This is a genomic window from Nodosilinea sp. P-1105 (assembly GCF_012911975.1).
Taxonomy (GTDB): domain Bacteria; phylum Cyanobacteriota; class Cyanobacteriia; order Phormidesmidales; family Phormidesmidaceae; genus Nodosilinea.
Genome location: NZ_SMDQ01000017.1, coordinates 24,548 through 45,649, shown reverse-complemented (window position 1 = coordinate 45,649; position 21,102 = coordinate 24,548). Strand labels below are relative to the sequence as shown.

21 protein-coding genes are annotated in these 21,102 nt (G+C 55.2%); 12 read left to right on the top strand and 9 right to left on the bottom strand.

The genetic code is table 11. From position 1 onward, the window contains the following. Positions 1 to 596: 596 nt before the first annotated feature. Positions 597 to 905, top strand: a complete 309-nt coding sequence (locus tag E1H13_RS26845) for a hypothetical protein (RefSeq protein ID WP_206070297.1) — start codon at positions 597 to 599, stop codon at positions 903 to 905. Between the two features lie 351 nt (positions 906 to 1,256). Here the strand turns inward: E1H13_RS26845 and E1H13_RS09955 are convergent, their stop codons facing one another. From E1H13_RS09955 to E1H13_RS09935, 5 genes are all read right to left on the bottom strand, one after another. Then, positions 1,257 to 3,002, bottom strand: a complete 1,746-nt coding sequence (locus E1H13_RS09955; protein WP_169613262.1) for an NAD+ synthase — start codon at positions 3,000 to 3,002, stop codon at positions 1,257 to 1,259. Between the two features lie 156 nt (positions 3,003 to 3,158). Continuing rightward, a complete protein-coding gene (locus E1H13_RS09950) occupies positions 3,159 to 4,106 on the bottom strand; it encodes a site-specific DNA-methyltransferase (RefSeq protein ID WP_169613261.1) in 948 nt (315 codons plus the stop codon). A gap of 26 nt (positions 4,107 to 4,132) precedes the next feature. Then, complete coding sequence (locus E1H13_RS09945) at positions 4,133 to 4,888, bottom strand: NUDIX domain-containing protein (RefSeq protein ID WP_169613260.1); 756 nt, start codon at positions 4,886 to 4,888, stop codon at positions 4,133 to 4,135. Further along, the gene (locus tag E1H13_RS09940) at positions 4,849 to 5,448 is read right to left on the bottom strand and encodes a nicotinate-nucleotide adenylyltransferase (protein WP_169613259.1); all 600 of its coding nucleotides are present in this window, start codon (positions 5,446 to 5,448) and stop codon (positions 4,849 to 4,851) included. Before E1H13_RS09940 ends, E1H13_RS09945 begins: the two co-directional genes overlap by 40 nt. A gap of 10 nt (positions 5,449 to 5,458) precedes the next feature. Further along, positions 5,459 to 6,823 carry a nicotinate phosphoribosyltransferase gene (locus E1H13_RS09935; protein WP_169613258.1) on the bottom strand — a complete coding sequence of 455 codons (1,365 nt, stop codon included), beginning with the start codon at positions 6,821 to 6,823 and terminating at the stop codon, positions 5,459 to 5,461. Between the two features lie 504 nt (positions 6,824 to 7,327). Between E1H13_RS09935 and E1H13_RS09930 the strand changes: the two genes are divergently transcribed. From E1H13_RS09930 to E1H13_RS09905, 6 genes are all read left to right on the top strand, one after another. Then, positions 7,328 to 7,576, top strand: a complete 249-nt coding sequence (locus tag E1H13_RS09930) for an NfeD family protein (protein ID WP_169613257.1) — start codon at positions 7,328 to 7,330, stop codon at positions 7,574 to 7,576. Between the two features lie 690 nt (positions 7,577 to 8,266). Then, positions 8,267 to 9,478 (top strand): peptidoglycan-binding protein, encoded by a 1,212-nt coding sequence (locus E1H13_RS09925; protein ID WP_169613256.1) that lies wholly within the window; start codon positions 8,267 to 8,269, stop codon positions 9,476 to 9,478. A 13-nt stretch (positions 9,479 to 9,491) separates the two neighbouring features. Then, entirely contained in the window at positions 9,492 to 9,899 is a 408-nt protein-coding gene (locus tag E1H13_RS09920) for a PPC domain-containing DNA-binding protein (RefSeq protein WP_169613255.1), read from the top strand. 37 nt (positions 9,900 to 9,936) lie between these two features. Further along, a complete protein-coding gene (locus E1H13_RS09915) occupies positions 9,937 to 10,278 on the top strand; it encodes a hypothetical protein (RefSeq protein WP_169613254.1) in 342 nt (113 codons plus the stop codon). Between the two features lie 175 nt (positions 10,279 to 10,453). Then, positions 10,454 to 11,647 (top strand): matrixin family metalloprotease, encoded by a 1,194-nt coding sequence (locus E1H13_RS09910; RefSeq protein ID WP_169613253.1) that lies wholly within the window; start codon positions 10,454 to 10,456, stop codon positions 11,645 to 11,647. A 191-nt stretch (positions 11,648 to 11,838) separates the two neighbouring features. Continuing rightward, positions 11,839 to 13,428, top strand: coding sequence for a glycoside hydrolase family 57 protein (locus E1H13_RS09905; RefSeq protein WP_169613252.1), 1,590 nt, complete (start codon positions 11,839 to 11,841; stop codon positions 13,426 to 13,428). A gap of 139 nt (positions 13,429 to 13,567) precedes the next feature. Here the strand turns inward: E1H13_RS09905 and psaI are convergent, their stop codons facing one another. Together psaI and E1H13_RS09895 are read right to left on the bottom strand one after the other, a co-directional pair. After that, positions 13,568 to 13,678, bottom strand: a complete 111-nt coding sequence (psaI, locus tag E1H13_RS09900; protein ID WP_169613251.1) for a photosystem I reaction center subunit VIII — start codon at positions 13,676 to 13,678, stop codon at positions 13,568 to 13,570. A gap of 46 nt (positions 13,679 to 13,724) precedes the next feature. Beyond that, the gene (locus E1H13_RS09895) at positions 13,725 to 14,156 is read right to left on the bottom strand and encodes a hypothetical protein (protein WP_206070295.1); all 432 of its coding nucleotides are present in this window, start codon (positions 14,154 to 14,156) and stop codon (positions 13,725 to 13,727) included. 49 nt (positions 14,157 to 14,205) lie between these two features. On the opposite strand from E1H13_RS09895, the gene E1H13_RS09890 reads away from it, so the two are divergent. Next, positions 14,206 to 14,487 carry a DUF2470 domain-containing protein gene (locus E1H13_RS09890; RefSeq protein WP_169613250.1) on the top strand — a complete coding sequence of 94 codons (282 nt, stop codon included), beginning with the start codon at positions 14,206 to 14,208 and terminating at the stop codon, positions 14,485 to 14,487. Positions 14,488 to 14,507: 20 nt separating this feature from the next. Beyond that, a complete protein-coding gene (locus E1H13_RS09885) occupies positions 14,508 to 14,750 on the top strand; it encodes a 2Fe-2S iron-sulfur cluster-binding protein (RefSeq protein WP_169613249.1) in 243 nt (80 codons plus the stop codon). 68 nt (positions 14,751 to 14,818) lie between these two features. Here E1H13_RS09885 and E1H13_RS09880 read toward each other — a convergent pair whose 3' ends face one another. Next, complete coding sequence (locus tag E1H13_RS09880) at positions 14,819 to 15,646, bottom strand: acyl-CoA desaturase (RefSeq protein WP_169613248.1); 828 nt, start codon at positions 15,644 to 15,646, stop codon at positions 14,819 to 14,821. 102 nt (positions 15,647 to 15,748) lie between these two features. Here E1H13_RS09880 and E1H13_RS09875 point away from each other — a divergent pair, with 102 nt between their 5' ends. Continuing rightward, positions 15,749 to 16,963, top strand: coding sequence for an aminotransferase class I/II-fold pyridoxal phosphate-dependent enzyme (locus tag E1H13_RS09875; RefSeq protein WP_169613247.1), 1,215 nt, complete (start codon positions 15,749 to 15,751; stop codon positions 16,961 to 16,963). Between the two features lie 222 nt (positions 16,964 to 17,185). Beyond that, positions 17,186 to 17,830, top strand: coding sequence for an ATP phosphoribosyltransferase (gene hisG / locus E1H13_RS09870; RefSeq protein WP_169613246.1), 645 nt, complete (start codon positions 17,186 to 17,188; stop codon positions 17,828 to 17,830). Here the strand turns inward: hisG and E1H13_RS09865 are convergent. Beyond that, a complete protein-coding gene (locus E1H13_RS09865) occupies positions 17,827 to 18,609 on the bottom strand; it encodes a hypothetical protein (RefSeq protein WP_169613245.1) in 783 nt (260 codons plus the stop codon). The genes hisG and E1H13_RS09865 overlap by 4 nt on opposite strands. A 286-nt stretch (positions 18,610 to 18,895) precedes the next feature. Between E1H13_RS09865 and E1H13_RS09860 the strand changes: the two genes are divergently transcribed. Further along, positions 18,896 to 20,716 carry an ABC transporter ATP-binding protein gene (locus E1H13_RS09860; protein ID WP_169613244.1) on the top strand — a complete coding sequence of 607 codons (1,821 nt, stop codon included), beginning with the start codon at positions 18,896 to 18,898 and terminating at the stop codon, positions 20,714 to 20,716. Positions 20,717 to 21,102: the final 386 nt, after the last annotated feature.

The following is a 21,102-nucleotide window of genomic DNA, read 5'->3' as shown; positions in this document are numbered from 1 at the left end:
CGGATTGATTGCTTAGCTAATCCAATCGTGCATGGAAGTGCAAACTGGGCGCGAGGGTTGATCCTAGCCTCGAAATCTGCCCAAGAGACTTGCGGGGTTAGCTGTCTGTTAGTGTTGGTAGCACCTTCAGCAGCGCCAAAGTCTTCAATCCCTGCATGGTAGCCGTTCAATAGAACGGTTTAATGTAAGAGCAAAGTCGGGTGGCTCCCTACCATCAACCGTAGCGTAACAATTGGCCTTGCACCCCTCAGCAAGCATACTATGAGAGCAAGACTCGGCTAAACACCTCTATGAGGGTAATTATCACGATTTGATTCAGCCTAACACCTGAATTTGGACAGATAGCCTGATAGGTTTCGGTATAACACCCCACTTTAGACAGTTATGCCGATAATGTTCGGTATAACTACCCCCAGAGGATGTGATATGTAACTTTAATGCTGTCTAACTCCCCTGCCGCAGGATATTAGCTGGTTGACTGACAAAAGTTGACTGTCAGTGGCTGAGTACATTGCTGTGCGGTAGTTTCGGAGACTGAAGGCATGAAGGGAGAGCCAGCGTTCTAAGCTTAGATACCACTCAACAGCGTGAACGCTGTGAAAAAAAACTCCCCTCTCTACAATGCCTTGAACACCTGGCTGGGTCAATCGGTGCCCTGGGCGCATCGCGGCCATCTGACCACCTGCCTCTGGATGGTGGTGGCCTTGATTCAGGCGGCGTTAGCGGATTGGAGCGAGGACTGTTTATATCTGAGCTTGGATACCTCCCTGTTTTGGGATGAGTGTCTGACTGGGGCCGTTCGCCTGCTCGGCATAGGTCAACCCCTAATGCTTGAGCAGATGAACCGGCTCAAGATAACCCCGTTCAAGTCGATGAATTTAGGACCGGGTGTCTGCTGGCGTTAGCCAATGGCTTTAACGTGGCCGCTCCCAGACAATGTGCAGTTCGGAGCGGCCACGAGTAAAATGCTACTCAGCCTCCGAGACAGCCGGTTCTGTCGAAGGGGTCAGCCGCTGGTTGGTGGTACCAACACCTTCCAGTGGCGCTCGACCAAATTTTGGGGACGTTCAGACTGCACGCACACAGCCTGTGCCCAGTAATGTAGTCTAATCGCGTACCGGGCGCAAGTAAGAATTGTTACCAACCAGGCTAGTACTGGAAGGTAGAAGTCAGAAGGATGAAGGCAGAAAGGGAACCCTAAGCCCATCAAGGCTTTCCAAAGGAATCAGTGGTAGGTTTATTTCCGCCCTAGAGTACTAGCTAGAACTGGGCCAGCGCTGGGCAATGGGCATGCGCCAGCCCATACCAAAGGCGCGATCGGTTACCTTGAGCACGGGCGGCGCCTGCCGTCGCTTAAACTCGGCGCGGGAAACCAGTTTGATCACCTGGTTGACCACCTCTGGTTGATGACCGGCGGCCACAATGTCGTCGGTAGACTGGTGGTGCTGCACCAACCGCTCCAAAATGTCATCCAGGATGTCGTAGGGGGGCAGGGAGTCTTGATCCACCTGGCCGGGTTTGAGTTCGGCACTGGGGGGTTTGACCAGAATGTTTTTGGGGATCAAGGTATCGCTCCGTTGGGCTAGCCGAGCGGCCAGATGCCCCAGAACCCGGCTATCCCCCCCGTGGTTTGACTGCTGATTCAGCCAGTGACAGAGGGCATACACTCGGGTTTTAGGCACATCAGCAATCACCGCCAGACCGCCATTCATATCTCCATAGAGGGTGCAGTAGCCCACGGCCATTTCTGACTTGTTGCCCGTGGACAGAAGCAGGTAGCCAAATTTGTTGGAGATGGCCATTAGCAGGTTGCCGCGAATCCGTGACTGGATATTTTCTTCAGCAATGCCGGGTTGGTACCCCGCAAATAGAGGGCCAAGCACTTGGTCGTAGGCGGCCATCAACGGCCCAATCGCCAGGGTGGTATGAGCAATGCCCAGTCGTTGGCACAGAGCCAGCGCATCCGCTACCGAATGGTCTGAGCTATGGGGGGAGGGCATGAGGACCCCCAACACATTCTCAGGCCCCAGGGCCGCGGCGGCAATGGCAGCTACCAGGGCCGAGTCAATGCCGCCACTGAGGCCAATGACGGCTTTTGTGAAGCCGCATTTGCGAGTGTAATCTTGCACTCCCAGCACCAGAGCCGCCCAGATTGACTCGGTTTCGTCGGTGGGGAGGGGGGTGATGTTTGCCGCTAGCAGATCACCCTTGACCGGGTCATAGTCCACTACCATCAGGCCGGTGTGGTAGGAGGGTAGGCGAGCGATAATCTTCCCTTGGCGGTTAAAGGCGGTGCTGGTGCCGTCGAAGATTAGGTCATCGTTAGCCCCCACCTGATTGGCATACAGAATCGGGCAGCGGAATCGAGCGGCGCTATGGGACAGCATCGCAGCCCGCAGCTGTTGTTTGTTCACCGAATAGGGGGAGGCGGAGAGGTTAATCACCACATCGACCCCGGCCTCGGCCAAATCGGCGATCAGGTTGCGGGGGTAGCTGCGCCCCCCCCAAAATTCTTCGTCATTCCACAGGTCTTCACAGATGGTGACCCCAATCCGCAGGTGCCCATCTTGTAGGGGTAGGGTGAAGGTGCTGGGTCCTCGCCCTGGGGCAAAATAGCGGTGTTCATCAAACACATCGTAGGTGGGCAACAGTTGCTTGTGAAACACCTGGCGCACTTGACCCTGGTGAATAAGAGCAGTGCTGTTGAATAGGGGTTTTTCCCCCTGGTGTCGAGCCTGGGGATTGGCGGCGGCAAAGCCGACTAAAACCACCAGATCGGCAGGCAAGTCGGTGGCCAGTTGGTCCAGGGTCCGAGCCATGGCGGCAATGAACCCAGGCCGTAGCAGCAGATCCCGGGGGGGGTAGCCACACAGCACTAATTCTGTGGTCACCAGCACGGTTGCTCCCTGTTGGTCAGCCTGGTGGGCGGCAGTTAGCACTTGCTGGGCATTGTGGGCCAGGTCGCCGATGGTAGGGTTGAGTTGGGCGATCGCAAATTTCATAGGTAGGGGTGAGTCAGTAAATGGAGTGAAGCAAGGCAGGTTGGGTGACATCAGCCCAACCTGATGATTGAATGGCTTGATATACCGTGGACCCAAGGCAGTCCTGCTTGGTAGTGCCAATGCCTGGGACGCCACAGCAGCCCCTACAGCAGGTGATTATGGTTGATGGCTCTGTTGATCTGATAAGGTGTTTCGTTCCCAAAAAACGCCATCAGCATACCCCTGAATCCGAATATTCTCCTCGGCCAACGCTAAACGCTTCTCAGCTAGGCAGCAATAGTCTGGCTCAATTTCAAGGCCAAGAAAGCGTCGCCCCAGCTTTTTGGCCACCACTGATGTGGTCCCACTGCCTAAGAATGGATCAAATACCAAATCGTTGTCTTCTGAACTGGCCAAGATTAACTTGGCAATAAGTTTTTCCGGCTTTTGGGTGGGGTGATCGGTATTTTCTGGCATTGACCAAAAGGGAACGGTAATATCAGTCCAGAGGTTAGAGGGATGGGTGAAGCGATACCGTTCCCCTCCATCATCTTGCCAATCCTTTGGTTTCCCGGCCGAGGTTCTGTAGGGGGCCATGATCCGACGCTTTAGCTTCACAGCATCCACATTGAAGTAGTAATCATCTGAGACGGTACAAAACCAAATATCTTCACAGGTATTTTTCCAGTTAGCTTTGGCCCCCCGACCCTTCTCCCGCTCCCACGTAATTCTGTTTCTGACTTTGAAATATTGCTTGAGTACTGGGTACATGGCCACTGAGGTTGACCAGTCTGCACAGACATACACGGAGGCGTCTGGCTTCAAGACCCGTTTAATTGGCCCCATCCAAGTGTCTAGCCAGACGCCATAATCGTCGTGGTTTAGAGGTTTGAAGGTTCTACTATTAAATTTTTTGTGCAGATTGTAGGGAGGGTCAACAATCATCAAGTCAACAAATTGATTCGGTAGGTGGGGCAATGCTGCCATCAGATCCTGACAGATGGTGCGATTGATCAAGGCCTCGGGTCGGACTTGATGCGAGAGGGACATCAACCGCTGCGATAGCTGCTGCCGCTCTAGGGCATGCAGATCAATGGTTCGATTTCGTGGAGCTCTATGTTTCATTGGCTAACCTAGAGGCAGGCGCAAGCTTAGATAAATACCATAGGTTTGTCTTTTAGAAGCTCAAAGGCCTCGGCATCGAACCGGTAGAGGCTGGCCGGTCGCCCTGCCCCCCGGGAGGTTTTCCGGCCTGTGTCTTGCAGAAAGCCTAATTTCAGCAACCGGGCTCGAAAGTTGGAATAGTCGGAGAAGGCTTCCCCCAGAACCGTGGTGTAAAGCTGGTAAAGATCGCCCAGGGTAAACGTATCGGGCAGCACGTCAAAGGCGATGGGGCTATATTCCAGCTTGTTGCGTAGGCGCTGGTAACCATAGCTGAGAATTTGATTGTGGTCGAAGGCAAGCTGAGGGACCTGGGCCAAGGGATACCAGGCAATGCCGCTGACCCCATCGGCGATTAGCTCGGCTTCGGCAAAGCGCACCAGGGCAAAGTGACTGATGGATAAGTAACGCACATCAAAGGTGGGGGGGGCGTGGGGGGCTTCTCGCGGGTCGCGGCGGGGGCCGCCGAAGGTGTAAAGCTGCTCTAGATAGAGATTGTTGACCCGGATTTTCTCGGCCAGCACTCGGTAGGCGGCATCTTCTAAGGATTCCCCTTGGCGTACTAGGGTGCCTGGTAAACTCCAATAGCCCAGGTAGGGAGCTTCGTGGCGCATCACTACCAGTACCAACAGTCGGTTTTGGTCGGTATCTACGGAAAAGATGACATTGTCTACCCCCACCTTAAAGTCGGCTAGGGCCGGTTTGCTCAGGGGGTGGTCAGGGGTTTTCTGGAGTTTTCCGGCCATGGGTATAGGTGGTGTTGGGCAATGTAGGTGTGAACGGCGGGGGTGAGGGCCAGATCGGCATCAGCCTGGCGATAGTCGGAGGAGGCAACATCGACCTGCTGAGGCAACGTGGCCATGGTGACGGTGGTCTGCTGGCGCAGAGGAGCCAAGTCGGTTTCGGCGATAGGATAGCCGGGGCGAGGGACCACCAGAATGTCCACAGCGGCAAAAACATCGTTGGCCCGATACCAACGGGGCAACTGGGGAACCAGGTCAGAGCCCACCACTAGGGTGAGTTGAGCCTCGGGCCACTGCTGCTGAGCCCGCTCGATGCTGATGATGGAGCGCATATGGCTGAGTTCGGGATGGAGCTTTACCTGGCCGGTGGGCACCTCAAGCTCGTCAATCAGGAGCTGCAGCATACGGCAGCGATCGCCCAGAGAGGTCTGGTGCTCTTTAAAGGGATTATTCGCCGTCCAGACCGCCACATGGTCGAATTGACTGGCTAGCCAAGTCAATACGGTGGCATGGCCCCGGTGCGGGGGGTCGGCGCTGGTGCCAAACAGGGCGATGCGAGTCATGGAACCATCCTTAGGACAACGGCTGGGGGACAGACTGACGGGTGCGATCGGTAAGATCGTGTAGGGCCTGGGAAATGGTAACGGGATAGGCCTCCGGCTGGGTGATGCGCCGGACCGACCCAGGCAGACTGGCCACCGAGGTGGCGGTGCGCTGGGCAATGGTGGCAAGAGCATCAGGCCCTTGTACCGCCTGTCCCTGGTGTATGACTAATTGTAAGAGGGGTTTTTCATCCGGTGCGGCAGGTTCATCCATCAGACCCAGGCGATCGCCCAGGGCCTGCCCATGCTCAAATCTGCGAAACACTTGCTTGCGGCCAGGAAATGTGGTTTTGCTGTTTGACTCTTTCATGACTGGAATGCCGTCGATTTCCACCAGCTTGTAGACGCCGTTCACGGGTTCTCCAGTCACCAGCTTAGTGCCTAAACCATAGCCATCGATGGGGGCACCCGCCTGCTGCAAGCGGGCAATTTCGTACTCGTCCAGGTCTCCACTGGCGAAAATGGTGGCGTTCGGTAACTGCGATCGCACCGCCTGAGCCAGGGCCGCCAGATCTCCCGAATCGAGGCGCACCGCGGCCACCGTCGCCTGTCCCTGCTGCACCTGCCGGGCCAGACGGTTCGCGGCCGCCACGGTGTCGTAGGTATCAATTAACAGGGCGGCGCCAGGGAAGTAACGGTGGAAGGCGGCAAAGGCGTCATCTTCATGCCCTGCAATGGCAGTAAAAGCCATCACCAGGGCATGGGCCATGGTCCCGGCAGGCTTGCGATCGAGGCGCAGGGCAGCTAGCACATTAGAGGTGGCATCTAACCCCCCGGCCAAAGCGGCCCGAGCAGCCCACAGAGAGCCCTGGGGGCTAAATGCTCGACGGGTGCCAAACTCTAGCAGGCGGGTATCTGGCCCAGCCACCTGCCGCAGCCGGGCCGCGCGGGTGGCAATCAATGTCTGGTAATTGAGGGTATTGAGCAGATAGGTTTCTGCCAGTTGGGCTTGCCACAGGGGAGCTTCCACCCGCAACAGGGGCTGGTTGGGAAAGATCGCTGTCCCCTCAGGCACGGCCCAGAGATTGCCGGTAAATCGCCCCCCGGCCAGGGTTTGCCAAAAGGCCTCGGGGGCCTGATCAAACAAACCGGTGTGACGCAAGGCGGTTAATTGGGCCTCGGAAAACCGCCAGTGGGTCAAGTAGTCGATCGCCTGGGCTAATCCCATGGCGACCCCATAGCCATAGTCGTCGGGTAGCCGCCGGGTAAACAGCTCGAAACTGGCCCAGCGATTGCTGATCCCTTCTCCCACGTAGCAGGCGGCCATGGTGAGTTGATATAAGTCGGTCAGCAAGCCATAGTCATCGGGTGTGATCGACAACGCGTGATCGGTCATAGGGACATCCAGGCCTTAGTCATCACTATAGTCATCACTATTTTAGTCACTTATACCATAACTGCCGATGTGGCCCAGTCCTGTAGACAAGCTGGTACCTAGCCTATCAAGGCTATGATAAAAGAATGAAATCCTTGATCCGCAAGCCTCATAGCAATCAAATGCTGCTCTATCGTTATAGAATTTAATCTTGGTTTTTGGTGAAAAAGCTTAAAATAGTTTTGCCGAGAACAGGGGCTTGTCCATTAGCAACAGTTGTCTTTACTGTGGCGGCTTCATAGTCGCTTCAAAATCTGGCACAGGGTCGGTGATCCCACCTGGCCCGTCCCTCTATTGTTCTCACCTATGGCAATGACCACCAGCGTTTTAGGTGGCGATGGAGCACCGAACAATAACGACTGATTGTGACCAACCTAAACCCTAGCTAGCATTATCTGTCACAATTTGCCGTTGAATACCACTTAGAAAGTGAAGAGCCCTTAAAGATTGAATTGGGAGGATACGATGAATCTGCCCCACACTGTAGAACTCTTCAAAGAGCAAAAAAAGGCCCGAGTGGAGCACACCATTACACCCAGCGTTAAAGGACGGGTTTTCTACGAAGGAACCTACTGGCCCGCTAGGGTATACCAAACTACCGATGCCGCCATGGCTGATTACGCCATGGATGTATCAAGCTGGGTCACCGTGATTGGTCGACAAGGATTAACCTTACTGGTGGTGCCGCAAATCACCTCCATGTACGTCGGATGACGTGGTGCAACATGCCATAAATTGCTCGCTTTAGCCTAACCCTCGATCGATTCGCCCCTGTGGTTGCCCCCAGCCCAGGGGCATTTTTTGGGCGCATCCCACTTTTGCAGCCCACTCAAGAGAAGCCGCTCCGCGCCTACACCCTAAATCCCTCTCCCAGAGAGGGAGAGGGACTTTGAATCCGGCTCCCCTTCTCCCAAAATGGGAGAAGGGGCTGGGGGATGTAGAGCTTGCGCTTCCCGAAGGGTGGGCCAACTCGCAAAACTGGGATGCACTCCATTTTTTGGGTCTGTAGCCCTGGAATTGCGCTAACCGATTATGATTAAGGCAGACTCAAGTGATGTTGAAATGAGTTGAAAACCCGGTCGTTTCCATAGCGAGTGTTCAGTCAAAAAAAGAATGACGGGAAATGTGGCTTAAGGTTCACGGTACACGGTTTAAGACGAGCCGTAGACCTTGCCCCGTAGACCGTCAGCCCTGTGAAGGTGGGTCAAATTTAGGGGTCGATCCCTCGGATTGGCCGCCGAGCCAAGGACTACAAGCCCAAGGCTCAAAGCAGAAATCCTCTTCATCAGAGGATTGGGAGATGATTTCCCCAGTCTGCGACCGCAGACATCTGCAGTGAGCCAGGGAGTGAACGCCCTGGTGGTTGTGGCCGAAGTCCTTTTTCTCTGATTCCGGTAAGCGCCTATGGATAGTCTGGCTTGTCTCTGGTTGTGGCTGCTCGATGACTCCCCTGCCCAGTTAGAGGCGGCTAGGGCGGGTCAGCCAGCCGATGATTATTGCCAGGCGCGGCGGTTACTCGTGGCTCTAGCCAGTGGTGTGGTAATTGGCAGCAGTCTGAGCCTACCCGCCCGCGCCGATCAACCCTGGGGCACCGTCGTCTATGCCAACACCCCCCAGGGCTACGCCCTGAATGTGCGCTGGGGACCCGGCACACATACGGGGATTTACCGCCGGGTGCGTCGGGGCAGCACCCTAGAACTATCGGGGCGACAGCAGGATGGTTGGCTACAGCTGATCGATACCACCTGGGTTGCCGGTAACCTGGTCAGCCGTAACCCGATTGACTCTGGCTTGACTGGAGATACCAGTGGAAACTTGGCCTTGGTGATCACCCCCCAGGGATACGCCCTAAACATTCGCAGTGGGCCGGGATACGAGTATCAACGCACAGGACAATTTCGCAGCGGCAGTCGCGTTAGGGTGACTGGACGCACCCTTGTGGGTTGGGCCGAACTGGCTACCGGGGAATGGGTTGATCGGGCCTATTTGCAATACGGCTCGTTTGTCGAAGATAGTCCAGAACCTGCCCAGCCAGAACCCGATGACAATGTTAGAGAGCTGCAGCGACGGCTGCGCCAGTTGGGCTACTTGCCGTCAGACTTTCCCATATCAGGAATTTATGACGAAGAGACCCAAAATGCAGTGCGTGTCTTTCAACGGGTGAATGGCTTGCCGGTCACTGGCCGAGTAGACAATGACACCTGGCTAGCCCTATACAGCGCCACCTCCCCATCCCCCACACCCACACCTACCCCCACGCCCACACCTACCCCCACGCCCACACCTACCCCCACGCCCACACCCACCCCATCTCCCACACCCACCCCATCTCCCACACCCACCCCATCCCCCACACCCACCCCATCTCCCACACCCTCCCCTACCCCTACCCCCACACCCACGCCCACACCCACCCCTACACCAGGGGAACAGCAGAGACGGGTTGTCACCGATGGTGACCCCACCCTAATCTTTGATGGCCCGGGTACTGAAAACGAAATTCTGGGATCTGTGGATAATGGCACCATTGTCACAATCACAGGGGAAACCTTCGGCAACTGGAGCGAACTGGCAGACGGCGGTTGGATCTTTTCCATGTGGTTAGAAGAGCTGTAGTCACCCTACGCCTATGGATACTTTTTGCTTGCGGCTCTCCCCTGGCGACGATCTCAGGCAAAGCCTGCAAACCTTTGCCGTCGAGCAAGGGCTGGAGGCGGGGATCATCTTGACCGCCCTGGGCAGTCTAACCCAGGCATCGTTGAGGTTTGCAGCGTCCTCAACCGTCAGCGTCATCCCTGGCCCCTTAGAGCTGATTTCCCTCAGCGGTACCCTGTCACGCCATGGTCTGCACCTCCATGGTGCTGTAGCAGATGCCCAGGGACGGATGCATGGGGGTCACATTATGGTTGGGTGCATAGTGCGGACAACGGCGGAAGTGGCGATCGCGTCCTTGCCCCGCCTGCGCCTTAGCCGCCACCATGACCCCAACACGGGTTATCTAGAGCTGGTGGTTGAGGCTACAGATTTGGACCTATGATGGGCTTGGTTCACCTTCAGGGGCTAATTGTCGACCTATGGCTGATATCTTAGAAACCCCGGAGCAGCAAGTTGCTGTGATCGAGGCTAATGCTTTGAAAATTTGCCAGGTGGGCGATCGCGGTTACCAAGAACTGGGGGAAAAGGGAACCGTCGTCCTGCTGCGCCAACTGGAAAACCCGTCCACAGAGCTGGAGGACTGGCAGCTGAAGTATCGCCCCATCAGCACCATCGACCACATTCTCTCGGATTGGAAGCAGACGCCGCTGCAAGACATGATCATTCGCTACAATCCCGAGGTTTCTGTGGTTTGTACGTTTCTGTACCCCAATGGCACCCATGCCAGTTACCATTTTGGCCGGATTAGCCCAGATACCTAGCCTAATGGCCAGGAACCAGCCCCAGGAAGCTGAAAAGATACTATACAGTTTCGTTTCAGCGGTAAGGTTCGGCTTAATCTGATGGTAGACGCAGCTGTTGCCGGGTCAGGGGTGTCTGGTGTAGGTACCTCTGCCATAGTCCCAATCGCCCTAGTCAACCGATAAGGATGACGCTATGAATACCTCATCAGATACCATCATTGCCGAGCAGCTTCAAACTCTCTTGCAGCGGATTGAAGCCATAGAAGCCCAACTCCAGGGAAGTGGCGTAAGCCCAGAGACGAATGGACACCCCACGGCTGATCCGGCCCCAGAGGCTGTCGATGCCGCCAGATTGGCTTGCGCCTTACCAGAGGTCCCAGAATCAACGTTTGATCAGACGGTTTCAGCCCATCGGGCCAGTCTAATTCGCTATATCAGTAAAAAATGGGTGAACGGTACCAAACTTCGGTACTACTTTTTTGAGAGCGGCCCCTTTGCTACAAACAACATCCAAAAAGATATGGTGCGACAGGGGTTCCAGATTTGGACAGAGGTGGGCATTGGCCTTGGGTTTGAAGAAGTCAACCAAATCAGTGAGGCTGAAATTCGGATCGGCTTTTTGCAGGGGGACGGGTCCTGGTCCTATGTGGGCCGCGATGTTCTGCAGTACCCTGGCCAGTCAGAGCGCACCATGAATTTTGGCTGGGATTTGACCGCCGACCCCCGGGGGGTAGATACCCCTGTCCATGAAATTGGCCACACCTTGGGATTTCCCCACGAACACCAAAACCCCTTTGCCGGTATTGAGTGGGACGAAGAAGCTGTTTACCGCTACTTTGGCAGTCCGCCCAACCGTTGGCCCCGCCAAACCACTTACCACAACATCCTGCGCAAACTATCCCCTGGGGAGGTAGAAGGATCGGTTTGGGATCCAGATTCCATCATGCATTACAGCTTCCCCAGGGGCTTAATTACCACGCCAGAGCAGTATCGGGCCACTGGAATTCAACCCCAGTTGGGGCTGTCAGACCACGACAAAGCCCAGGCGAAGTTATTTTATCCCCCTTTGGATGACACCCTCTATCCTGAGCTGCAACCTTTCCGCTCAGAAACCCTGGCCATCGCCCCAGGGGAGCAGAAGAACTTTACTATTCAGCCCCAAGCAACTCGAACCTATACCATTCAAACCTTTGGTAATTCTGATACCGTGATGGTGCTGTTTGAAGACCAAAACGGTGACCTGCGGTTTGTGGCTGGCGATGATGACAGCGGCTATGACCGCAACGCCCGAATTCGAGTACGCTTGTACCGAGGCCGGAAGTATGTGCTCCGTATTCGTCTGTACCTAAACTATGCGGCTGGCGCAACCGCAGTCATGATGTGGTAAGTCTTTAGAGTTCTCTCTGAGCGTTCTGAGGTCAGCCTTTTATGGCATATCAAGGCGAACCACCCCTGGCGTTGCCAGCTGATGCCAGGGGCCCAAACAATTAGATGCAGCCTAGCAAACCGTAACTACTTAACTTTTGCTTTAGAATCTTGTCAACGATCTCTCCAGTTCACTTTCCTTAACGGCACCCTATGGCTATCGGATATCTCGCCCTTGTTCTTCATGCCCACCTGCCCTATGTTCGCCACCCCGAGAGCGACTATGTGCTTGAAGAAGAGTGGTTGTATGAGGCGATCATCGAGACCTATGTGCCCCTACTGACCATGTTTGAGGGGCTAAAGCAGGACGGTATCGACTTTAAGCTAACGATGAGCATGACCCCGCCGTTGGTGTCGATGCTGCGGGATCCCTTATTACAGGAGCGGTTTGATGCTCACCTAGCCATGCTAGAAGAGTTGACCGAACTGGAGGTGGAGCGGAATGCGCACAACGGTCATCTACAGTATTTAGCTGAAACCTACGCTAAAGAGTTCAACCATGTGCGCCAGGTGTGGGAGAGCTACAGTGGTGACTTGGTGACGGCGTTTAAGCAATACCAAGACAGCAACAACCTGGACATTATCACCTGCGGTGCCACCCACGGTTATCTGCCGCTGATGAAAATGTACCCTGAAGCGGTGTGGGCCCAAATTCAGGTGGCGGCTGAGCACTACCAGGACACCTTTGGTCGTCCTCCGGCTGGTATTTGGTTGCCAGAGTGTGCCTATTACGAAGGTCTGGAGCGGATGGTGGCCGATGCCGGTCTACGCTACTTTTTAACCGATGGCCATGGCATTCTCTACGCCCGGCCCCGGCCCCGGTTTGGCAGCTATGCCCCGATCTTTACTGAAAGTGGGGTTGCGGCTTTTGGCCGTGACCATGAGTCATCTCAGCAGGTGTGGTCGTCCCAGGTGGGCTACCCGGGTGCCCCGGAATATCGCGAGTTCTACCGCGACCTGGGCTGGGATGCGGAATACGAGTACATCAAGCCCTATGTGATGCCCAACGGCCAGCGGAAGAACGTGGGCATCAAGTACCACAAGATTACCGGCAAGGGGCTGGGCTTATCGGACAAAGAGTGGTACGACCCCTACTGGGCCCGGGAAAAAGCGGCTGAGCACGCCAGCAACTTTATGTACAACCGGGAGCAGCAGGTCAGCTATCTCCATGGCATCATGCAGCGCCCGCCCGTGATTGTGTCTCCCTATGATGCCGAGCTGTTTGGTCACTGGTGGTATGAGGGCCCCTGGTTCCTAGACTACCTGTTCCGTAAGAGCTGGTTTGACCAAGACACCTACGAGATGACTCACCTGGCAGACTATCTGCGAGCTAACCCGACCCAGCAAGTGTGTCGCCCCTCCCAGTCTAGCTGGGGCTATAAGGGCTTCCACGAATACTGGTTGAATGAAACGAATGCTTGGATTTATCCCCACCTGCACAAGGCGGCGGAGCGGATGATTGAGTTGGCCAAGCGCGAGCCAGCGGATGAGCTAGAATGGCGGGCCTTGAATCAAGCGGCGCGCGAGCTGTTGTTGGCCCAATCCTCGGACTGGGCGTTTATCATGCGCACAGGCACTATGGTGCCCTATGCGATTCGACGGACGCGATCGCATCTCATGCGGTTTCAAAAGCTGTGGGATGACATCAACCTGGGTAAAGTTGACTCCGGCTGGCTCGAAAAAGTCGAAGCGGTTGACAATATTTTCCCCAACATCAACTACCGGGTCTATCGTCCGCTGTAACAAGCGAGAAAGGAGTTCCCCTGCCTCCCAGGGGTTACAGCGTCGGCAGGTGGGTGGGTTATACCTGCCATCGGCCAAAAAACCGCCTGGGCACTAACCTGCCCAGGCGGCCAATATGGCTTACAGCAAGCAACAGAACCTAGGCCGCATCTTCTTTTTCAATGTAAAGAAACAAGAAGGCCATGGTAGCAGCGGGAACAACAATGCCCACCAGAGGAACAAAGATAGAGGGTAAAAAAGCAGCTGGCATAAGGGTTTCCTTACTCAATAACTGGAATCACAGCATGTGAATCAGATTACTCCGAAAGGGGCGTCTGTATGTCAGTTTCTTTACAAACTTTCTCACTCGCCCTATCCCTTGGAGATTGGTCCATTCCTGAGCGTGATGGGGTATGCCACCAAGCCTGTAGGGCTGGGTCAAACCGGGCGGTGTAAAGAGTCGTTACAAAAGGCTGGGTGTGATAGCCCTGTCCCACAATTTCCACGCAGTAGGACGGCGATCGCCGGGTAGCCATATCTGGAATGAACCGCTTGCCAATTCGTCGCCAACTGGGCTCTTTGCCCCGCCACTGAATACGACAACAGGGCCAGGGCAACTGCTCACGATCGAAAAGGCGACAGCAAGGACCAATCACCCGATAGGTCAGGTGAGCCCCAGGACTATGAAAAATATGCCCTGGGGGCCAGGGATGCTCTGAAGCGGCAGGTAGGGACGGTATTATAGCCATATAGACTAGGCTGAAATCAGTCTTGCTGATGTAGTTTACGAGATAGTTTATGCCTGAGCCAATTACCAGTGCGGTGAGCGATCGCATCTGCAAGCACATGAACAAAGACCACGGTGAGGCTGTGCTGCTCTATGCCACCGCCTATGGCAACCAGCTTAACGCCACTGCCGCCACCATGGAATCTATTGACCCAGAGGGCATGACCCTAGCTGTTACTGTAGACGGAACCGCCACCTCTGTACGAGTCAACTTTGACCACACCCTGACCGGGGCTGAGGACGCCCACCATACCTTGGTAGAGATGTTAAAGCAGGCGCGGGTAGCCCCATAGGAGATTCTCATAGGAGAGTTATGAGTGTTTCCATTCAGTTTCTGCCCGACGGTGTCACCGTAGATGCTGAGGTAGGAGAGCCCTTGCTGCAAGTGGCGGAACGGGCCGGGGTAACAATTCCTACAGGCTGTTTAATGGGGTCTTGCCATGCCTGTGAAGTGGAAGTCAGCGGCCAGGAAGATCCCATCTGTGCCTGCATTACGGCTGTACCACCGGGGCAGTCTCAGCTGACTATCAATCTTTATGTGGATCCGACCTGGTAAAGAATCCCGGTTTCTAGTTGTACCAGCCATATCCTCTGGCAGTACCCATAGAAACCGGGGCTCAACGCTTACGAGTCTGTTGGGGTATTCGCTAGCTTCACCTTTTTCGCCAAGCCCAGCTTTTCTAGCAGGCTAATGGTCATCCAGGTAATGTCCACTTCCCACCATTTCAGGCCGTGGCGGGCCGAGTACTGATAGGCGTGGTGGTTGTTGTGCCAGCCTTCGCCGTAGGTGACCAGCGCCACCCACCAGCAGTTGGTGGATTTGTCTTCTGTTTCGTAGGTGCGATAGCCAAATTTGTGAGTAGCACTGTTAACAAACCAGGTGCAGTGGTAGACCACCACCAGGCGCACAAAGATGCCCCACAGGACAAAGGGCCAGCCACCGGCTAAATAAAGAACAATCCCGAGGGCTACTTGCAGGGCCAGAAAATATTTTTCAAAGAACAGGTAAACCGGATCATCGTTAATGTCGCGGGTAAAGCGTTCGATGTCTCGCCGAGCTGGTACATCCCGCAGCATCCAGCCCATATGGCTCCACCAAAATCCTTTATTAGAGTCGTGGTGGTCGTTAGCTTGGTCAGAGTAGGCGTGATGGTGACGGTGCAGGCCAACCCAGACCAAGGGGCCATGCTGGCAAGCGAGAGCACCGCAGAAAACAAAGAAATACTCCAGCCACTTGGGCACCTGGAAGCTGCGGTGAGAAATCAGCCGGTGCCAGCCGAGGGTAATGCCCAAGCAGCCGGTAACCCAATGGAGCAGTAGGGCGACACCAATGGCGGCCCAAGAGAAATTGCCGGGCAAAAAAGCTAGTAGGGCAATACCGTGAATAATGGCCATAAACGACAGGGTGACCCAGTCGCGAGATAGCTGTTGATCAGAAGTTGCAGCAGTCATGAAAACATCTCAGAATTTTTGGACAGTCAGAATAAATTCGAGGGACAATAAGCACCCCTGTTTCTTAACGAAAAAATTCAACCTAGGAAACGATTAAACCTGATGATCCCACCAGAGTCTGCACAGCTTTCGATTTTTTATGGAATTGATATCCAGGTCAAACAAAATTTAGGCCGAGTGCTGGGAGCATTTCGTCGCCACCGGGTGGGTAGTCACCACTTCAGCAGCGTGTCAGGCTATGGCCACGATGACTTGGGTCGCGACACTTTGGATCGGGTCTTTGCCGATATTGTGCAGGCGGAGGCGGCGGTAGTGCGATCGCAGTTTGTTTCTGGCACCCACGCCATTGCCTGCGCTCTGTTTGGGGTACTGCGTCCGGGGGATGAACTATTAGCGGTGGCGGGCACCCCCTACGACACCCTGGACGAGGTGATTGGGTTGCGCGCATCTGGCCAGGGATCGTTAGCAGAATTTGGGGTGTCCTATCGAGAAGTACCACTGACCGATCAGGCTGCCATTGATTGGTCGGCCTTGGAAACAGCTATCAAGCCAGAAACTCGATTGGTCCATATCCAACGATCCTGTGGCTATAGCTGGCGGTCAACTCTTACCATAGCCGAAATTGAAGAAATCATACGAATTGTGAAAGGACAGAAACCCGACGTTGTCTGTTTTGTTGATAACTGCTATGGCGAGTTTTTGGAGAACCAGGAACCCTGCGCCGTGGGGGCCGACCTGATTGCCGGATCGTTGATCAAGAACCCTGGGGGAACCATCGCCACCACCGGCGGTTATGTGGCCGGACGGGCCGACCTGGTAGAAGCCGCCGCTTGTCGGCTCACGGCCCCTGGCATTGGCCTTAGCGGTGGTTCCAGCCTCAACCAGAATCGACTGATGTACCAGGGGTTGTTTCTGGCCCCCCAAATGGTAGGGGAAGCCATGAAAGGCAATTACCTTTTAGCGGCCACCTTTGCCGCCTTAGGCTATGCCACTAACCCGGCCCCTGACGCCCCCCAGCGGGACGTGATTCAGGCGATTCGCCTGGGCTCGCCAGAAAAACTAATCGCCTTTTGCAAAGCCGTACAGCAATATTCCCCGGTTGATGCTTATGTAGAACCGGTACCGGCCCCCATGCCCGGCTACGACAGCTCACTGGTGATGGCCGGAGGCACCTTTATCGACGGCAGTACCTCTGAGCTTTCCGCCGATGGTCCCTTGCGGGAGCCCTATATCGTTTACTGCCAGGGGGGGACCCACTGGACCCATGTGGCCATGGTGGTGGAGGCAGTGGTGGAGGCGATCGGGGGGATGGGGTGATGGGTGGATGGGTGGATGGGGTGATGGGTGGATGGGGTGTAGACGCGGAGCGGCTTCCCGAAGGGTAGGGGAGATGGGGAGATGGAGGAGATGGGGAGATGGGGAGATGGGGAGATGGGGAGATGGGGGAGATGGGGGGATGGGGAGATGGGGAGATGGGGAGATGGGGAGATGGGGGGGTAAAATATCAAAATCTACAGATCAATCTCACCTCTTACGCCCATGCTTACTATTGCCTTGCCGAAAGGGTCTCTGCTTAGCGATAGCATTCGTCTGCTGCAAGGCGTGGGGCTTGATTTCAGCTTGTTTCAAGATAAAGCGAATCGCCAACTACAGATTCTCGACCCGACCGGGCGGGCTCGAGGGTTGCTGGTGCGGGCCCAGGATGTGCCGGTGTATGTGCAGTATGGCCAGGCCCAGTTGGGAATTGTGGGCTATGACGTGCTGCGGGAGAAGCAGCCTTCAGTGGCTAATCTGGCAGACCTGGGCTTTGGGGGATGCCGGTTGTCGGTGGCGGTAAAAGCCACTAGCCCCTACCGCTCGGCCTTGGATCTACCGGCCCACTGCCGGGTGGCGTCTAAGTTTGTCAATTGCGCCCAGGCCTATTTCCAAAATTTGGACCTGCCAGTGGAAATCGTACCCCTGTCGGGTTCGGTGGAACTGGGCCCCATTACTGGCATGTCAGAGGCGATCGTCGATCTGGTATCCACTGGCAAAACCTTGAAGGAAAATAACTTGATTGAGCTGGAGGTGCTCTACTACAGCACGGCCCGCTTGGTTGCCCATCCCCTCAGCTATCGGGTAAACCCTTACGGATTGAAGGATTTGATTGATCAACTGCGGGACCAGGTGGCGACCCCGGTTTAAACCTTATTGGCGGCGTTATCAGAGGCTTCTGACCACCGCCAAGGGCGATCGCGGGGAATGGTGGCATCTAACGTATTTACCACCTCCGGCATTGTTCCCTCTGCGGTTACCCAGCCTTGATCGATGGCCGGAAAGTCAAGGCTGCAATTTTCGCATTTTTTGCCGTTATAAAACCGAATCGGGCACCAGAACGATTCGACATTTCGCAACATTTCGGCCCCAAGGGAATAGACGCCAGTCATCCAGTCGCAGTATAGACACCACATCAAGTCATGACCTACCAGGCCTTCAAATTTCTGGCGGCTGACATTAATCCACTCACTGTGGTCATAGGATTTAAAGTTCAAAAGCCAGACTAGCAACGGGTAAATTAGAACCTGAACCGCCCGAATCAGAAAAAACATCGGCAGCACCACCGCCGTAATCCAGAGAGCTAGGTGGTTACGCCACCAACCGTAGCGCTGGCTTAGATAAGCGTTAATGCCCACTTCAGGACGAGATTGGCGGCAAATCCAGCTATGCCAAAGCACCCATACCTGAGAAGCCGCCACTTGCCCCGCCCCGGCACTAGCAAGACCAGACCAACCTGCTCCTAGGCCACCCAAGACCCAAGGCAGTACAATTAGCGCAATTATCACAAAATCCAGTCCCGGGGCTTGGCTGCAGTAGTTGATCACATCCTCGCCCGACTTGCCTAATTTGCTGGCTAAACCCAGCAGTATGGTCAGGGCTAGCACAATTGCAAATGTCCCACCGCCAATAATTAAGAGGTCATACATAGACTGAAGCCTTTAGGCGAATAGACCTGAGGACTCGAAAATTTATTAATTATATTTGCAGAGAAGTTTTGCTGTATCTATCGCGGGGAATAAATCAGGGGTATCCCTTCATCTGGCGGCAGGTCGAACTGACTGCGTTAGAGTTTAGAGTATGACCCGTTGGCTGAGCCATACCAAGTCCAGCTCGGGATCTGGAATTTTCCCAAAGGCAGAACTCCAGATCTAGACTTGAATTTGGTTTAATTTAGCCAACTTTTTTCAGCTCAATCTTGCGATCGCGCCTCATATGGTAGCCACTTCCCCCTCTCAGTACCCGACCCCGACCGCAGCCAACAACGATTGGCGGCTATTTTTGCGGCTGTGGCCCTACATCCAGAAACGACGGCGGATGATGGCCCTGCCGTTAATTTTGCTGTTACCCCTGGCTGGGGCCAATGCTCTGCAGCCAGTTTTGATTGGGCAGGCAATTTCCCTCATCCGCCAGGAAGAGGTGATGTGGTTTTTGGAAGGGCGCACCCTCCAGGGGGGGCTGAACCTGCTGGTGGGGCTGCTGGTGGTTACCGTGGCCATTCGCCTGGTGTTAGATGGCTACCAGAGCTATCTGGTGCAGGAGGTGGGGCAACAGATCACCGCTGACATTCGGGTAGATTTGTTTTCCCATGTCATGTCCCTAGCGGTACGGTTTTTCGATCGCACCCCCGTCGGCAAATTAATTACCCGCATCACCAGCGATGTGGAATCCTTGGGGGATGTGTTTTCCACGGGTGCCGTCGGCATCATCACCGATATTGTCTCGATTTTGGTGCTGCTGGTGGTGATGTTTACCATGCAGTGGCAGTTGGCCCTGATGCTACTCAGCCTGCTGATACCGGTCACCTGGCTGGTGGTTTACTTCCAACAGCGCTACCGCAAAGCCAACTACAAAGCCCGGGAGTACCTCTCGGAGCTGAACGCCAACCTGCAGGAAAACATCGCTGGCATCAATGTGGTGCAACTGTTTCGGCGCGAGCGCTACAACGCCGAGCTGTTTCGGGCCACCAATCAGAAATACATCACCGCTGTCGACAAAACGATTTTTTACGACTCCGCTGTTTCCTCGACGTTGGAGTGGATTTCTCTGGTGGCGATCGGCGGTGTGCTTTGGTTAGGGGGTATTTTTGTCATGCAGGACGCCCTCACCTTTGGCACCCTGGCCACCTTTATTTTGTTTGCCCAGCGGCTGTTTGACCCCCTACGGCAGTTTGCCGATAAGTTCACCGCGATCCAGGCGGGGTTCACCGCCGTTGAGCGGATCACCGACCTGTTTAGCGTGCCGGTCGAAATCCGTGACCCCGAGGCCTTATCCACTTCCCCTCCCGCCCTTCGCCCGGTCTCTATTCCGGCTGAAATCCGGTTTAACCACGTCACCTTTGGCTACAAAGCTGACGAATACATCCTCAAAGACCTCACGTTCACCATTCGCCCCGGGGAAAAAGTTGCCCTGGTGGGTCCCACTGGGGCGGGCAAAAGCTCGATTATTCGTCTGCTCTGCCGGTTGTACGACATCAACCAGGGGGCGATTCTGCTGGATGGCGTGGATATTCGCGACTTACCCCAAGCTGAACTGCGGCGACGCATGGCCGTCGTGTTGCAGGACGGCTTTCTGTTTGCGGGGGATGTCAAAAGTAACATTACCCTGGGGGAAGATTACCCCCTGGAGGCGGTGGTTGAAGCCGCCAAGAAAACCAATATTCACACCTTCATTGAGCAACTGCCCCAGGGGTACAACACCGAACTACGGGAGCGGGGTACTAACCTCTCGGGGGGGCAAAAACAGCTGTTGGCCTTTGCCCGGGCCGCCATCCGTGATCCCGGCATTTTAGTCCTAGACGAAGCCACCGCAAACCTGGATGTGGGCACCGAGGCGATGATTCAGGACGCCCTGGAACGGCTACTGGAGGACCGCACAGCGATCATTATCGCCCACCGTCTATCGACCATTCGCAATGTCGATCGGATTTTGGTGTTGAAGCATGGGGAACTGGTGGAGCAGGGTAGCCATGACCAACTGCTAGCCCAGGAGGGCCTCTATTCCAGCCTGTATCGGCTGCAATTGTTGGGCCACTAGGGCAGGAAGGCGGAGGGCGGAAGGCGGAGGGCGGAAGGCGGAAGGCGGAGGGCGGAAGGCAAAAGGCAGTAGGGCGGAAGGCAAAAGGCAGTAGGGCGAAGCCCGTGCGTAGCAGGTAGAAAGGAAATCCCGCTCCCAGCAAAGGTTTGCGCTGATTGAAGTAGGTGAGTTATTTCTACCGTGGAGTACTAGAGCATGGGTGCAGTCAACCCAGGAACCCTCCTAAGAAACACGGCTCCGATCGTAGGGTGGGCTCTGCCCACCAACCCCAGGAACCGCCGTCACCGGGTTTCTTCCTGCTCTATCGAAGGGCACCGCCATTAGTCACCCGCTGGGATCTGGACTGGCGGTTTAGATCTCTGTTGGTCCGTCCACTTGAGGCTAAC

Coding starts and splice junctions, on each gene's coding strand:
- E1H13_RS09955 (WP_169613262.1), bottom strand. CDS start 3,002: ATGAAATTTGCGATCGCCCAACTCAACCCTACCATCGGCGACCTGGCC.
- E1H13_RS09950 (WP_169613261.1), bottom strand. CDS start 4,106: ATGAAACATAGAGCTCCACGAAATCGAACCATTGATCTGCATGCCCTA.
- E1H13_RS09945 (WP_169613260.1), bottom strand. CDS start 4,888: ATGGCCGGAAAACTCCAGAAAACCCCTGACCACCCCCTGAGCAAACCG.
- E1H13_RS09940 (WP_169613259.1), bottom strand. CDS start 5,448: ATGACTCGCATCGCCCTGTTTGGCACCAGCGCCGACCCCCCGCACCGG.
- E1H13_RS09935 (WP_169613258.1), bottom strand. CDS start 6,823: ATGACCGATCACGCGTTGTCGATCACACCCGATGACTATGGCTTGCTG.
- E1H13_RS09930 (WP_169613257.1), top strand. CDS start 7,328: ATGAATCTGCCCCACACTGTAGAACTCTTCAAAGAGCAAAAAAAGGCC.
- E1H13_RS09925 (WP_169613256.1), top strand. CDS start 8,267: ATGGATAGTCTGGCTTGTCTCTGGTTGTGGCTGCTCGATGACTCCCCT.
- E1H13_RS09920 (WP_169613255.1), top strand. CDS start 9,492: ATGGATACTTTTTGCTTGCGGCTCTCCCCTGGCGACGATCTCAGGCAA.
- E1H13_RS09915 (WP_169613254.1), top strand. CDS start 9,937: ATGGCTGATATCTTAGAAACCCCGGAGCAGCAAGTTGCTGTGATCGAG.
- E1H13_RS09910 (WP_169613253.1), top strand. CDS start 10,454: ATGAATACCTCATCAGATACCATCATTGCCGAGCAGCTTCAAACTCTC.
- E1H13_RS09905 (WP_169613252.1), top strand. CDS start 11,839: ATGGCTATCGGATATCTCGCCCTTGTTCTTCATGCCCACCTGCCCTAT.
- psaI (WP_169613251.1), bottom strand. CDS start 13,678: ATGCCAGCTGCTTTTTTACCCTCTATCTTTGTTCCTCTGGTGGGCATT.
- E1H13_RS09895 (WP_206070295.1), bottom strand. CDS start 14,156: ATGGCTATAATACCGTCCCTACCTGCCGCTTCAGAGCATCCCTGGCCC.
- E1H13_RS09890 (WP_169613250.1), top strand. CDS start 14,206: ATGCCTGAGCCAATTACCAGTGCGGTGAGCGATCGCATCTGCAAGCAC.
- E1H13_RS09885 (WP_169613249.1), top strand. CDS start 14,508: ATGAGTGTTTCCATTCAGTTTCTGCCCGACGGTGTCACCGTAGATGCT.
- E1H13_RS09880 (WP_169613248.1), bottom strand. CDS start 15,646: ATGACTGCTGCAACTTCTGATCAACAGCTATCTCGCGACTGGGTCACC.
- E1H13_RS09875 (WP_169613247.1), top strand. CDS start 15,749: ATGATCCCACCAGAGTCTGCACAGCTTTCGATTTTTTATGGAATTGAT.
- hisG (WP_169613246.1), top strand. CDS start 17,186: ATGCTTACTATTGCCTTGCCGAAAGGGTCTCTGCTTAGCGATAGCATT.
- E1H13_RS09865 (WP_169613245.1), bottom strand. CDS start 18,609: ATGTATGACCTCTTAATTATTGGCGGTGGGACATTTGCAATTGTGCTA.
- E1H13_RS09860 (WP_169613244.1), top strand. CDS start 18,896: ATGGTAGCCACTTCCCCCTCTCAGTACCCGACCCCGACCGCAGCCAAC.